This window comes from Metabacillus bambusae, from assembly GCF_017497975.1.
Classification (GTDB): Bacteria; Bacillota; Bacilli; order Bacillales; family Bacillaceae; genus Metabacillus; species Metabacillus bambusae.
The window spans coordinates 49,228-64,029 of the sequence record NZ_JAGDEL010000030.1 but is presented as its reverse complement, the minus strand read 5'-3'; the positions used below and the strand labels follow the sequence as shown (position 1 = coordinate 64,029).

Below are 14,802 nucleotides of genomic sequence, written 5' to 3'. Positions count from 1 at the left end.
AAGGGATTACACAAAGCATGTCTCGAAAAGGTAATTGTTTAGATAACGCAGTCATGGAGAGTTTCTTTGGCTTATTAAAGAGTGAGTTACTTTATCTTAAAGAATTTGAGAGTATGGAACATTTCAATCAAGAATTAGAGGATAATATTTACTATTACAATCACAAACGAATTAAGGAAAAATTAAAAGGCATGAGTCCGGTTCAATACCGAACTCATGCCCAGGAAGCTGCTTAATATTCATGTCTAACTTTTTGGGTTCAGATCAAATAGTCAGCCTCTTTATTTATGATGTGTAACTTTCGATAATTTTCCACGCTTCATCTTTACCTTGTCCTGTTTCAGATGAAAATAAAACAAATGAGTCTGACTTTTCCATGTTTAATGAATCTTTAATGACCTTCACATGCTTTTGCCATTTGCTTTTTGGAATTTTATCTGCTTTTGTAGCGACAATAATTGTTGGAATTTCATAATGCTTTAAAAATCCGTACATTAAGACATCATCTTTTGATGGTGGATGACGAACGTCTATTAACAGCACAACAGCTCGAAGCTGTTCACGAGTTGTTATATACGTTTCAATCATTTTCCCCCATGCTTCACGCTCTTTTTTACTTACCTTTGCATATCCATAACCCGGAACATCAACAAAATGCAAAATTTCATTAATGATATAAAAATTTAAAGTTTGTGTTTTTCCAGGTTTTGAAGATGTTCTTGCAAGGCTTTTTCTTGCAAGCATTTTATTAATAAATGATGACTTCCCAACATTTGAACGTCCTGCCAATGCAATCTCGGGAAGATCCACAGCTGGATATTGGTCTGGCTTTACTGCACTTATTACGATTTCTGAACTAGTTACTTTCATTGCTTCTCCTCTGCTAATGCATGTTTTAATACTTCATCTAGATGTGACACAAGCACAAAGGTAAGCTCATTACGAACACTTTCTGGAATGTCATCTAAATCTTTTTCATTATCCCTTGGAGCGATTATTTTCGTCAAGCCGGCACGGTGGGCACTTAGTGTTTTTTCTTTTAAACCACCAATCGGTAGAACTCTTCCTCGCAAGGTGATTTCTCCTGTCATTCCAACCTCTTTCCTAACCGGTCTTCCTGTTAATGCTGAGATTAACGCTGTTGCCATTGTAATACCAGCTGACGGTCCATCTTTCGGAACAGCACCCTCAGGTACGTGAATATGAATGTCATTTTTTTCATGGAACTCTCGATCAATTTGAAGCTCTTCTGCACGTGATCGTATGTAACTAAACGCAGCTTGTGCAGACTCCTTCATAACATCGCCTAGTTTACCAGTTAGAATAAGCTTACCTTTACCTGGTGATACAGATACTTCAATTGATAAAGTATCTCCACCAACAGTCGTATAGGCTAATCCTGTTGCAACACCAATTTGATCTTCGAGTTCCGCTTGACCATATCTAAAACGGTTTTTACCAAGATAATCTTCAAGGTTTTTATCAGTTATGATAATCTTTTTACGTTCTTCTTTTACAATGAGCTTTGCAGCTTTTCGACATACTGTAGCTAGCTGACGTTCTAGACCACGCACACCAGCTTCTCTCGTGTAAAAACGAATAATGCTTAGAATTGCGTCATCTCGAATTTGCAAATGAGATTTTTTAAGACCATGCTCTTTCAGTTGCTTTGGTAGTAAATGATCCTTCCCAATATGAACTTTTTCAAGCTCTGTATAGCCCGCGATATTAATAATTTCCATACGATCACGAAGCGGTCCTGGAATTGTAGCTAAGTTGTTTGCTGTCGCAATAAACATTACCTTTGATAGATCGTATGTTTCTTCAACATAATGATCACTGAAGCTATGATTTTGCTCAGGATCTAACACTTCAAGCAATGCTGAAGATGGATCTCCTCTAAAATCATTTGACATTTTATCAATTTCATCTAAAAGAATCACTGGATTAATCGTTCCAGCCTTTTTCATTCCCTGAATAATTCTACCTGGCATGGCGCCTACATATGTACGGCGATGTCCACGAATTTCAGATTCGTCCCTAACACCACCAAGTGAAATACGGACGAAATGGCGATTTAACGACTTTGCGACTGAACGTGCTAACGAAGTTTTTCCAACACCTGGAGGGCCAGCTAAGCAAAGAATCGGTCCTTTTAAAGAGTTTGTTAGTTGTTGAACAGCTAAGTACTCTAAAACACGTTCTTTCACTTTATCAAGGCCGTAATGATCCTCATTGAGTATTTCTTCTGCTATATTGATATCTAAACGATCTTCTGTTGCATTTGTCCAAGGTAATGATAGAAGCCATTCAATATAGTTTCGGATAACAGCACTTTCAGCAGAGCTTGAAGGAACTTTTTCATAACGATCCAATTCCTTGAAAGCGACTGATTTTATATGATCAGGCATACCTGCTTGTTCAATTCGCTCAGTTAGTGATGATACTTCACCAACCTTACCTTCTTTTTCACCAAGCTCTTTTTGAATAGCTTTCATTTGCTCACGAAGATAATATTCTTTTTGTGTACGTTCCATAGAACGTTTCACACGCTGGCCGATCTTCTTCTCAAGCTGTAGGACTTCCTTCTCATTATGAATGATTGAAATTACTTTATTCAGTCTTTCTCTTAAATCAAGTGTTTCAAGTACCTCTTGCTTTTCTTTTAGCTTTAGAGGTAAATGTGAGGCAATAATATCTGCCATTCTTCCAGGCTCATTTATATCTGATACAGTAGCATATGTTTCAGCCGATACCTTTTTTGAAAGCTTTATGTATTGCTCAAAATATTCTAGCATTGTTCTCATTAAGGCTTCTTCTTCAACACTCTTAACATCTGGGTCCTGATAGATAGAAACTTCAACAGAATAATATTCATCTTCTGTAACAAAGCGTTTAATTTCGCCACGCTCTAAACCTTCAACAAGTACTCGAATGGTTCCATTCGGTAATTTTAACATTTGTTTTATTTTCGTTAATGTTCCTATTTCGTAAATATCTTCTTTTTTTGGCTCATCTATCGCAATCTCTTTTTGTGTCGTTAAAAAGATGATATGATCATCCATCATTGCTTTTTCTAACGCCTGAACAGATTTATCTCTCCCTACATCAAGGTGTAGTACCATCGTTGGATATACTAGCAAGCCTCGTAACGGTAGGAGGGGGACGATTTGAGTATTTGATTTCGCCATGCGCTTACACCTCCATGACATAATAGTTAGTTCTTTGTACAATTCTATCCTATTCTTTTACTAGTGTCTATTTGTAACCACTTTTCTCATTTAGGTAGTATACCCTATTCACTTTGAGTTGAAAAAGAAAATTTCTAGAAAAAGGGTCTGACCCCTATAAGGCTGTTCACTAAATACTTAGTAAAAGCTCTATAAAGGGGTCAGACCCCTACAAAGTTTTTCACTAAATAAATAGCAATTAACTCTATAGGGGTCTGACCCCGGTTTTCACTAAGTAATTAGCAATTAACTCTATAGGAGTCTGACCCCGATTTTTAATTAGACAGATTCCTGATGTGGATATGCTTGTAGGCTATTTTGAAGCAAAGGATTGGCTTTTTCTGTTGGTGGATTTACAAGGGCTAAGTCAAATACTTCTTGTAAATTTGTAACAGGGACAATGTCAATTCCTTCAATACCTTTTATGATCGATTCCATATTTTCCTGCGGAATGATTACTGTTTTTGCTCCAGCTTTTTTAGCAGCTTTTATTTTCGGAATGACTCCACCAATAGGCTTAACATTGCCATGTATACTAATTTCACCTGTCATAGCTACCTTATTATCAATAGCAATTTTATGAATAGCTGAAAAGATTCCAGTTGCCATTGCAATACCTGCAGATGGACCGTCTATTGGTGTACCACCTGGGAAATTTACGTGAATATCATAATCTCCTGCTTTAATCCCCATAGAGCGGAGTACAGTTATCACATTTTCAATTGATCCTTTTGCCATACTTTTTCTTCTAATCGATTTTGATCGGTCACCAATACTCTCTTCCTCGACAATACCGGTAATATTAATGGTACCTTTATCTTTCTCAGCTGGGATAACTGTCACTTCTATTTCTAAAAGTGCACCTGTATTAGGGCCATAGACAGCTAATCCATTTACTAAACCGACCTTCGCCTTTTTATTAATCTTTTTCTCATGTCTAGGTGTTAATTGGCTTGAATGGATAACCCACTTAATGTCCTCTAAAGTTATTTCATTTCGTTCCTCAGACATTGCCATACCTGTAGCAATTTGCATTAAATTTACTACTTCACGGCCATTACGGACATATGAAGTTAGCATATCTATTCCTTCATCACTTACGATCATATCAACCTTAGTCGCTGCCTTTTTCGCGACAATTGAAAGCTCATCTTGCTCAAGATCTCTAAAGAATACCTCAAGACATCTTGATCGTATTGCAGGTGGAATTTCATTTGGTGTTCTAGTCGTTGCACCAATTAAACGAAAATCAGCCGGCAAACCATTTTTAAAAATATCATGGATATGTGTTGGGATTTGTGTATTTTCTTCATTATAGTATGCACTTTCTAAAAACACTTTCCGATCTTCTAATACTTTTAATAGCTTATTCATTTGGATTGGGTGCAATTCGCCAATTTCATCAATAAATAAGACTCCACCATGTGCATTTGTTACTGCACCTTGCTTTGGCTGCGGGATACCTGCTTGCCCCATTGCACCTGCTCCTTGATAAATTGGATCATGCACAGAGCCAATTAAAGGATCAGCAATTCCTCTTTCATCAAACCTAGCTGTTGTTGCATCCAATTCAACAAAGACAGCATTTTCTTTGAAGGGTGATTTCACATTTCTTTTTGCTTCCTCTAACACAAGTCTAGCAGCAGCAGTTTTCCCTACTCCTGGTGGTCCATAAATAATCACATGCTGTGGATTTGAACCACAAAGGGCTGCTCGTAATGAACGAATTCCATCCTCTTGTCCAACTATATCCTGAAAACTTTTTGGTCTTACTTTTTCAGCTAAAGGTTCTGTTAAACGAATCGCCCTCATCTTCCGTAATTGTTCCATTTCTTTTTTAGATTCACGGTCAATCGAGATTTTTTGAGTTCTTTGGTTTTTTAATAAATTCCAGAAATACATCCCGATAATAATCCCAAAAAACAACTGAATAAACAAAGCGATACTTGTCCAACTCATTGTAGTCCCTCCTGCTAAGGTGTCTTGATTACCGCTACAAGTTGAAAAATAGACGGATTATACTTAGATCATATAAAAAAAGTATACTCTCCGGCCTTGTAGGTTATTTTTTTATCTTGTCCTATGTCTACTTAGTAGATCAGTCATTAAACAAAGCAAACCATAAAGAAAATGAAAGTGCCTATTATGTACTATGGATTCCCTTTTTACTTAAAGCTGACAAAAGACAAGCTTTTGCTTGCCTTTTTGCTTAGGCAAAATATTTGTAGGTGCTTTTTGTATGAAGCGGTTATTTATAGCTAGTATCTCCGAGGTTTTGCAGGAATAAACATGTTTTTCTTTTAAAACGTCTATTGCATATTACAAGTACTTTCTAAATTTGAAGGGATAGCTGATGTTATAAGTAAGTATAATATGTCGGGGCTAGAGACCCTTTTTTTGAATACAACGAAAAAGGAAGCTGATATATATCAGCTTCCTTTCTATCATTAAACAATTGCTAACTTAAGCAGATGTTTTTTATCATCTTGTATAACTGTCCCATCATTTAAGACAAGCTTTGGCGAGATGTTACCAGTAACAGTCTCAGCTGTTATAATTGTTTTCGTAATATCGTCTCTAGACGGTAGGTCAAACATCATATCAAGCATAATACCCTCGATAATTGAACGAAGACCGCGGGCACCAGTTTTTCTTTCAATTGCCTTTTTAGCAATTTCCATCAGTGCTCCCTCTTCAAACTCAAGTTCAACTCCATCTAGATCAAGCATTTTCTGATATTGTTTTACTAGAGCATTTTTTGGTTTCGTTAGGATTTCAACTAGTGCATCTTCATCAAGTGGCTCTAAGCTCGCAATGACAGGTAATCGACCAATAAATTCTGGTATTAAACCAAATTTTAATAAATCTTCTGGTAATACTTGTGAAAGTAGAGCTTTTTTATCTAAATCTGCATTTTTGTTGTCTGAACCAAATCCAATAACTTTTTTACCAAGACGGCGTTTAATTATTTGTTCAATGCCATCAAACGCTCCACCACAAATGAATAGAATGTTGGTTGTATCAATTTGAATAAATTCTTGGTGTGGATGTTTTCTTCCACCTTGTGGAGGAACACTTGCTACCGTACCTTCAAGAATTTTAAGCAATGCTTGCTGAACACCTTCTCCTGATACATCACGTGTAATGGAAGGATTCTCAGATTTACGAGCAACCTTATCGATTTCATCGATATAAATAATGCCCTTTTCTGCTTTTTCAACATCATAGTCAGCTGCTTGAATTAGTTTTAACAAAATGTTTTCAACATCTTCACCTACATAACCTGCTTCTGTTAATGATGTTGCATCAGCAATAGCAAAAGGAACATTTAATATACGTGCTAATGTTTGAGCAAGCAATGTTTTACCACTTCCAGTAGGACCGATCATTGCAATGTTACTTTTAGAAAGCTCAACATCATCAATCTTACTGTTAGAATTAATTCGTTTATAATGATTATATACGGCAACAGCTAGAGATTTCTTAGCTTGGTCTTGACCAATAACATATTCATCTAAAATTTCATCAATTTCTTTCGGTTTTGGAACATCTTTAAATTCAACTTCTTCTTCAGTGCCTAGCTCTTCTTCAACGATTTCAGTGCAAAGCTCAATACACTCATCACATATGTATACTCCAGGTCCAGCTACTAACTTTCGAACCTGATCTTGGGTTTTACCACAAAATGAACATTTCAATTGTCCTTTTTCGTCGTTAAATTTAAACATTGTTTCACCCCTTATATCTTTATCTCATTCTTTAATAATTCTACCCAACCCTAATTTAATGTCTATCTTTCCCAACCATGTCAGGCAATAGCAGGTGGATGCTTTTCTTTACACATATGTAAAGAAACTAATTTTAAAACAGGTATGTATTGCATTTTACCATAAGTAACACGTTGACAGGTAATGATACTACTTCAACTTTGAAAAAGGTTACAAAGTTGAAAAATAGAAAAAAGTGTCATTGTACTGTATTTCCATTTCCCTATTTGTTAGCATGTTAACCCTTTTCGAATTATTACTTATTATATTACTTCATGTGTATGTATGTATTGGCTTTCTTATATCATTCCCAAAGGAATATAAATAAAACATAATTGTACAAAACAAGGCACGATCCACTCGCGCCTTGTTCTTTAATTATTATTATGCAACAACTTTGCTATTTTCCACAAGAAAATCGATCGCTTTACGAACTTTTAAATCTTCTTTAAGACCATCAGCTGATCCGCCTAATGCTTGTTTGATATTTTCAATTGGCATATTGTACATTTCAGCCATTTTAGTTAATTCTGCTTCAACATCCTCATCAGAAACTTCAATGTTCTCTGCTTTAACAATTGCTTCAAGTGTTAAGTTGTATTTTACACGTTTCTCTGCATCAACTTTCATTTGAGCTTTTAATGCTTCTTCATCTTGACCTGAGAATTGGAAGTATAAGTCAAGATTCATACCTTGCATTTGAAGACGTTGCTCAAACTCTTGCATCATACGTGAAATTTCGTTTTCAATTAATGCATTTGGAATATCAACTTCTACACTTTCAGCAGCTTTTTCAACTAAAGTGTCTCTTAGTTGATTTTCAGCTTCAGTCTTTTTAGCTTCTTCAAGACGAGTTCTTGTTTGAGCTTTAAGTTCTTCAAGTGTTTCAACTTCTTCGTTAACATCTTTAGCAAATTCATCGTCTAATGCTGGAAGTTCTTTTGCTTTAATTTCATGAATCTTCACTTTAAAAACAGCTTGCTTTCCTGCAAGATTCTCAGCGTGATATTCTTCAGGGAATGTTACTTCAACATCCTTCTCAGCTCCAGCTTCTAAACCGATAAGTTGCTCTTCAAATCCAGGGATGAATGAACCTGAACCAATTTCTAGTGAGTAATTTTCTGCTGCTCCACCTTCAAAAGCTTCACCATCAACATACCCATCAAAGTCAAGAACAGCAGTATCACCGTTTTCAATCGCGCCTTCTTCTTTAACAGCTAATTCTGCATGACGTTCTTGAAGTTGTTTTAATTCATTCTCCACATCTTCATCTGTTACAGTGTCGTCTAATTTTTCAACTTCTAGACCTTTATATTCACCTAATTTAACTTCTGGTTTAACTGTAACCTTTGCAGTGAAAATTAAGCTTTTACCTTTTTCAACTTGTTCAACATCAATTTCAGGACGATCAACTGGTTCAATTCCAGCTTCATCAACTGCATTAGGATATGCTGTAGGTAAGATAATATCTAATGCATCTTGATAAAGAGATTCTACACCGAAGCGTTGTTCGAACATACCACGTGGAATTTTACCTTTACGGAATCCAGGAATAGAAACCTGCTTAACTACCTTTTTAAATGCTTCATCAAGTGCTTTTGTGAAGTCCTCTGCAGAAACTTCAACCGTAAGAACGCCATCGTTCCCCTCTAATTTTTCCCATTTTACTGACATGTGTTGTTCCCTCCAAAAATCTATAATGATTGTGCGAATAAGTGATAGGTAAATGGTGGTTGCTTGTCCAGTTTAAACAATCAAACACTATGATATACCTGTTTTATGTACGGTAAAAATAACCGAATACTAACCATGCTTAAGGATTTCGCATTATTGAAACTCCCAGACGTGAGATTCTCCTCATCCCCACCGATGTTCGTTTCACTACCTTTGTTCCTATTGTCAACCGCTTATATGACAGGTTGGAACTAGATAAAAAAGAAGGCCCATTTTTTGCCCACACTAAAAAGACCTTGTATACGATGATCACTATTTTGCAACCATTTTATTATAACATAGAAAACATTCCTTTCAACATATAGCCTCATATTTGCATATAAGAAATTTCTTCTATTTGATATATTTTTTTACATACTTCTTGTAATGTCGGTAGAGATAGCTCGTACATTTGCTGAACTTCCACTTGATCTATTGTTATTCCATGCATCTCATATCCAACAATATGAAGAGCAGCAGCCCATAAATTAGCATTTGTCGGTTGAGGAAGAAGTGGGAAAAGAACATATAAATGTCTAATCCAAAGCTCTTTTACCGCCTCAAAAAGAGTGGGATTTTCTTGCCCTAACGTGTCATCTAATATATTTAGGACTTTCTTCGTAAATGGTAAATCGGCAATATCATTGAGCTTTGCAGGTATGACCGTGACGGTTTCGCCAAATTTGTACACTGTCACTTCTTTTTCAACTTCATTTTCTATCATTAGATGTAAAATCATAGATTTAATCATCGGATGACTATTTGGATTTTCTAATAGGACCTTTAGAGATGAGTAATGTTTACTTAAATTTCGATCTTGTAATGATTGGATATAAGCCATTTGCTTATTTGTGTTTTCAAGGATGTCTTCAATATATGTCGTACCCTCATCATTATCATCTTCAAAAATATCTTCATCGTTTTGAGTCATTTTCCGACTGAATTCTAATAATTTATAAAAATGCTCCGCACTTTCTGCAGGAAGATGATTCTCTTCTAAAACAGCTTCAATTGTTGTTTGAACTTCATGGTATTCTCGAAGCTGGATTAAAATCGTTAAATAAATTTGTAATACCGTGAAGTAGTGACCGATATCCTCCAAGAGCATTTTCTTACAAATGTCTTTCGCCTCTGTTAGTTCTCCAAGCTCCATAAAACAAATTGCCATTCCTAAATAGAGCTCTGCTTTATCTTCATTTAATTTTTTAGCCTCAGAAAACATATCAAGTGCCTCATGATACTTTTTCTCTTTTAATAAAGCCATTCCCTTATCTATGTAACGTTCTTGCAAATTAGGGAAGGGTATGATCTTTGAACGCTTTTTCTCATTCATATGTTGGTCAACTCCAGCAGCAAATCTTTGCTTACAAGTTTATCAATCCAACTCTTGGAAAACAAGCGGTATCTATATGAAAAAAGTTTTGAGCAAAAAAAAGAGCTGGCATTATAGAAATGCAGCTCTACTTTCTTCAAATTTTTGAATTTTTTCGTTATAGTTTAGTGTTAAGTCAATTTCGTCTTTCCCATATAACAGCATATCCTTCCAGTATGGATCAACTGCAAATGATTCTGAAAGATTATCGCTATCTGTAAGCTTTTGCTCTTCTAAGTCTATTTTTAGTTCGTATCCTTCAGCGTTTGACTTTTGTCGGATAACATCTAAAACAGATTGATCTAAAGTAATTGGCAACAACCCATTTTTCAGACAGTTTTGATGGAAAATATCTGCATAGGAAGGTGCTAAAATAACTTGAAATCCGTAATCTGACAAAGCCCATGGAGCATGCTCCCGAGAAGATCCACAACCGAAATTTTCACCAGCTAGTAAAATAGAGGCTCCCTTACTTTTCTCTTGATTTAATTCAAATTCTGGATTATCAGATCCATCAGGAAGGTATCTCCAATCGAAAAAGGCAAATCGACCATAGCCTGTTTTTTCGATTCTTTTAAGAAATTGCTTTGGAATAATTTGGTCTGTGTCAACATTTGCTCTATTTAAAACTGCTATTTTCCCAGTATGAGTAGTAAAAGGTTTCATTTTGCCCCTCCTTATTATGCGTGAATTTTCTCCTTCTGAATGTGTCGAACATCAACAAATTTACCGTGTAATGCTGCTGCTGCTGCCATAGCAGGACTTACTAGATGTGTTCTCGCACCTTTACCCTGTCTTCCTTCAAAGTTACGATTCGAAGTGGAAGCACAGCGTTCTCCTTCTGGAACAACATCATTATTCATGCTTAAACACATACTACAGCCAGACTCTCTCCATTCAAAGCCAGCTTCTTTAAAAATGACATCTAAGCCTTCTGCTTCTGCTACCTTTTTAACTGTTTGAGAACCAGGTACAACGATTGCTCTGACAGCAGGAGCAACTTTTTGCCCTTTTAGACCTTTAATAACTTCTGCTGCTTGGCGTAGATCTGTTAAACGTGAATTTGTACAAGACCCAATAAAGACATGATCAATTTTAATATCCTCAATCTTCATATTTGGTTGTAATCCCATATAATCAAAGGCACGCTTTGCTTCATCCACTTCTTCTTCATTTTGAAAACCGTTTAGATCAGGTGTCTTTTCGTCAACACCAACTGCCATTCCAGGGTTTGTTCCCCATGTTACCATTGGTGCAATGTCTTCACCTTGTAACGTAATGACTTCATCATATTCTGCGCCTTCATCAGTTTTTAACGTTTTCCAATATTCTACTGCCTGATCGAACTCTTCACCCTTTGGTGCATATTTTCTACCTTTAATATAAGAGAAGGTTGTTTCATCCGGTGCGATAAGCCCTGCTCTTGCCCCAGCTTCAATCGACATATTACAGATTGTCATTCGCTCATCCATTGATAAGCTCTCAATAACCTCACCTGTAAACTCAATAATAAAACCTGTACCAAAACGAACTCCGTATTTACCAATTACAGCTAAAATGACATCCTTTGCTGTAACCCCATTTTGTAGCTTTCCTGGAACATGTATGTTTAACGTTTTTGGACGTTGTCTCCATAATGTCTGTGTTGCTAGAACATGTTCTACTTCGCTTGTACCAATTCCAAAGGCAATCGCTCCAAAGGCTCCATGTGTTGATGTATGACTATCACCACATACGATTGTTTTACCTGGAAGTGTTAAGCCTAATTCTGGGCCAATAACATGGACGATTCCTTGATCTTCACTTTCAAGGTCAGCTAAACGAATTCCAAATTCTTTACAGTTTCTTTCTAACGCTCCAATTTGAAGTTTTGCAACCTCATCATTAATCACAAAGCGGTTTACCGTAGGGATGTTATGATCCATCGTAGCAAATGTTCTGTCTGGTCTTCTTACTTTACGATTTTTTTCACGCAATCCTTCAAACGCCTGTGGTGATGTAACTTCATGTATTAAGTGTAAGTCAATATAAATTAGATCAGGCTTACCTTGTTCTTGCTGAACTATATGCTCATCATATATCTTTTCAATTATCGTTCTTGGCTTCATGGTCATAAACCTCCTTTTATAGATGGAAAAATGAGGGGCTGACGAATGCACGTGTCAGACCCCTCAAACTCAGGTATCGTTTATTATCAAGTAGATAACATAGTATATTAGTCTATTGTTAGCTCTGACTCTCCAATGACTTACAGATCAGTCTTTTAACATTACGATTTAAGAATAAGCTTCCATAATATTTAAGATTGCATGGTCATCTCCAAGTGCATTTTTAATCTCTTCACCTATTTGCTTTGTGGAAACAGCCTTTCCATCTTCAGCAAGGTCAGCTGTTCTGTTACCAGCATTCAATACATTATCAACAGCCTTTTCAATTGCTTTTGCTTCTTCTTCTAAACCAAATGATTGGCGTAGCATCATTGCTGCTGAAAGAATAGTTGCAATCGGATTCGCAATGTTTTTCCCAGCAATGTCTGGAGCTGAACCATGTACTGGCTCAAACAAATGCAATCCACTTGAAGATAAGCTTGCCGATGATAGCATTCCAAGTGAACCTGTAATCATCGATGCTTCGTCACTTAATATATCACCAAACATATTCTCTGTAACAATAACATCGAACTGTTTAGGTGAGCGGATAAGCTGCATAGCTGCATTATCAACAAGCATATGCTCTAGGGTAACATCTGGATATCTTGCAGCTACCTCTTCTGCCACTTCCCTCCACACTCGGCTTGATTCTAATACGTTCGCCTTATCAACAGATGTGACATGTTTGCGACGCTTAGAAGCAATTTCAAATGCTGAAACAAGGATTCGTTCGATTTCATAACGCTTATAAAGTAAAGTATCTACTACAGCATCATCACCCTCATGAACAATACGTTCACTTGGCTTGCCGAAATATAAACCGCCTGTTAGCTCTCGAACGATTACAAAATCTACTCCATCAACATACTCTTTCTTTAAAGGGGAAGAGTCTAACAAACTTTCAAATGTTTTAATTGGGCGTAGATTTGCAAATAAATCAAGTTCTTTCCTTAATCCTAATAGTCCGCGCTCTGGTCTAAGTTCCATAGGATTTTGATCCCATTTCGGTCCACCAACAGCACCTAAAATAATTGCATCGGAATCCTTACAAATAGCAATAGTTTCTTCTGGCAGTGGATTGCCTTTTTGATCTATTGCGTCTCCACCGATAAGTCCATAATTAAATTGAAATTGATGATGAAAATGTTCTGCAATAGCTTTTAAGATATCAACTGTTACATCAACAACTTCTTTACCAATTCCATCCCCTGGTAATAATGCAATTGTTTTTTTCATGTTCTATCCCCCTTCTAGTGATTTAATTTAGTAGACTTGCTTCCAAGGAGCTAGCCCGGTTACTGAGCTGTTTTTGACTGTCTTTGCGATTTCTTGAACTGCTAATAAATCACCTTTTAATGAAGCAGGAAAACCTGCTTCATTAACGACCATTCCGAGTTTTTCTAGCTGTTTTTGCAATCTCAAGCTTTTATCTAACATTAAGATTAACGCCTGGAGATTGTTCGCCATCACGGAGCGTTGTATCAAAAAGGTTAATTTTTCGCACTCACACTTACAGCTTCTTTCTTATTTTGTTTAGATTTTACAAACGGCATCATTGCACGAAGTTTTTTACCTACAACTTCAATTTGGTGTTCATTTTCATTGTTATTAATTGCATTAAACTGTGGACGATTAGCTTGGTTTTCTAAGATCCACTCTTTTGCAAATTTACCTGTTTGGATATCTTTAAGTACTTCTTTCATCGCTTCTTTAGAACTGCTGTCTACTACGCGTGGTCCTGAAACGAAGTCACCCCATTGTGCTGTATCAGAAATTGAATATCTCATGCCAGCCATACCATCTTCATACATTAGGTCAACGATTAATTTTAATTCATGTAAACATTCGAAGTAAGCAACCTCAGGTTGGTATCCAGCTTCTACTAATGTTTCGAAACCAGCTTTTACTAATGAAGTTAAACCACCACATAGTACTGCTTGCTCTCCAAATAAATCTGTTTCAGTTTCTTCTTTAAATGTTGTTTCTAATACACCCGCACGTGCTGAGCCAACACCTTTTGCATATGCTAAAGCAGTTTCTTTTGCGTTACCAGTTACATCTTGGTAGATAGCGAATAATGCAGGTACACCAGCACCTTCTTCATATGTTCTTCTTACTAAATGTCCTGGACCTTTTGGTGCAACTAAGAATACGTCAACATCTGTAGGAGGTACGATTTGGCTGAAATGTACGTTAAAGCCGTGAGCAAATACTAAAGAGTTTCCAGCTTCTAAGCCTGGTTTAATTTCTTCTTGATATACTTTCGCTTGTTGCTCATCTGGTAGTAATACCATTACTAAATCGCCTTGCTCTGCTGCCTCAGCAACTGATACTACTGTATGACCATCTTCAACAGCTTTATTGAAAGAACCACCTTGACGAACACCTACAATTACATTAACTCCACTTTCTTTTAAGTTTAATGCGTGTGCATGCCCTTGTGAACCATATCCAATGATTGCAACTGTTTTCCCTTGTAATGCTGCTTCGTTTACGTCTCCGTTATAATATACCTTTGTCATGTATAATCTCTCCCTTAAAATAGTAGTAAGAATTAAATAAGATAATTG

11 protein-coding genes and 1 pseudogene are annotated in these 14,802 nt (G+C 36.5%); 1 reads left to right on the top strand and 11 read right to left on the bottom strand.

What is annotated here, in order from left to right; all coding sequences use genetic code 11:
- The coding region (locus tag I7822_RS26095) for an IS3 family transposase (RefSeq protein ID WP_207981987.1) at positions 1–236 on the top strand (236 nt) is incomplete at its 5' end.
- Between the two features lie 49 nt (positions 237–285).
- On the opposite strand, the gene yihA is transcribed toward I7822_RS26095, so the two are convergent.
- The 11 genes and pseudogenes from yihA to ilvC form a co-directional block, all read right to left on the bottom strand.
- Positions 286–870, bottom strand: coding sequence for a ribosome biogenesis GTP-binding protein YihA/YsxC (yihA, locus tag I7822_RS26090; RefSeq protein ID WP_207981986.1), 585 nt, complete (start codon positions 868–870; stop codon positions 286–288).
- Positions 867–3,191, bottom strand: coding sequence for an endopeptidase La (gene lon / locus I7822_RS26085; protein WP_207981985.1), 2,325 nt, complete (start codon positions 3,189–3,191; stop codon positions 867–869). The genes yihA and lon overlap by 4 nt, the downstream gene beginning before the upstream one ends.
- A gap of 318 nt (positions 3,192–3,509) precedes the next feature.
- A complete protein-coding gene (gene lonB / locus I7822_RS26080) occupies positions 3,510–5,189 on the bottom strand; it encodes an ATP-dependent protease LonB (RefSeq protein ID WP_207981984.1) in 1,680 nt (559 codons plus the stop codon).
- Positions 5,190–5,677: 488 nt separating this feature from the next.
- A complete protein-coding gene (clpX, locus tag I7822_RS26075) occupies positions 5,678–6,958 on the bottom strand; it encodes an ATP-dependent protease ATP-binding subunit ClpX (RefSeq protein WP_207981983.1) in 1,281 nt (426 codons plus the stop codon).
- 423 nt (positions 6,959–7,381) lie between these two features.
- Entirely contained in the window at positions 7,382–8,671 is a 1,290-nt protein-coding gene (gene tig / locus I7822_RS26070; protein WP_207981982.1) for a trigger factor, read from the bottom strand.
- Positions 8,672–9,038: 367 nt separating this feature from the next.
- On the bottom strand, positions 9,039–10,043 hold the full coding sequence (locus I7822_RS26065) for a tetratricopeptide repeat protein (protein WP_243459687.1): 1,005 nt from the start codon (positions 10,041–10,043) through the stop codon (positions 9,039–9,041).
- Positions 10,044–10,154: 111 nt separating this feature from the next.
- Positions 10,155–10,748 (bottom strand): 3-isopropylmalate dehydratase small subunit, encoded by a 594-nt coding sequence (leuD, locus tag I7822_RS26060; protein WP_207981981.1) that lies wholly within the window; start codon positions 10,746–10,748, stop codon positions 10,155–10,157.
- A gap of 14 nt (positions 10,749–10,762) precedes the next feature.
- Positions 10,763–12,190 carry a 3-isopropylmalate dehydratase large subunit gene (gene leuC / locus I7822_RS26055; protein WP_207981980.1) on the bottom strand — a complete coding sequence of 476 codons (1,428 nt, stop codon included), beginning with the start codon at positions 12,188–12,190 and terminating at the stop codon, positions 10,763–10,765.
- A gap of 168 nt (positions 12,191–12,358) precedes the next feature.
- Complete coding sequence (leuB, locus tag I7822_RS26050; protein WP_207981979.1) at positions 12,359–13,468, bottom strand: 3-isopropylmalate dehydrogenase; 1,110 nt, start codon at positions 13,466–13,468, stop codon at positions 12,359–12,361.
- A 48-nt stretch (positions 13,469–13,516) separates the two neighbouring features.
- Positions 13,517–13,736 (bottom strand): annotated as a pseudogene (locus I7822_RS26045) (hydroxymethylglutaryl-CoA lyase-like TIM-barrel protein); the annotation flags it as partial.
- Positions 13,723–14,754, bottom strand: coding sequence for a ketol-acid reductoisomerase (ilvC, locus tag I7822_RS26040; protein WP_207981978.1), 1,032 nt, complete (start codon positions 14,752–14,754; stop codon positions 13,723–13,725). The gene ilvC and the pseudogene I7822_RS26045, both read right to left, overlap by 14 nt.
- Positions 14,755–14,802: the final 48 nt, after the last annotated feature.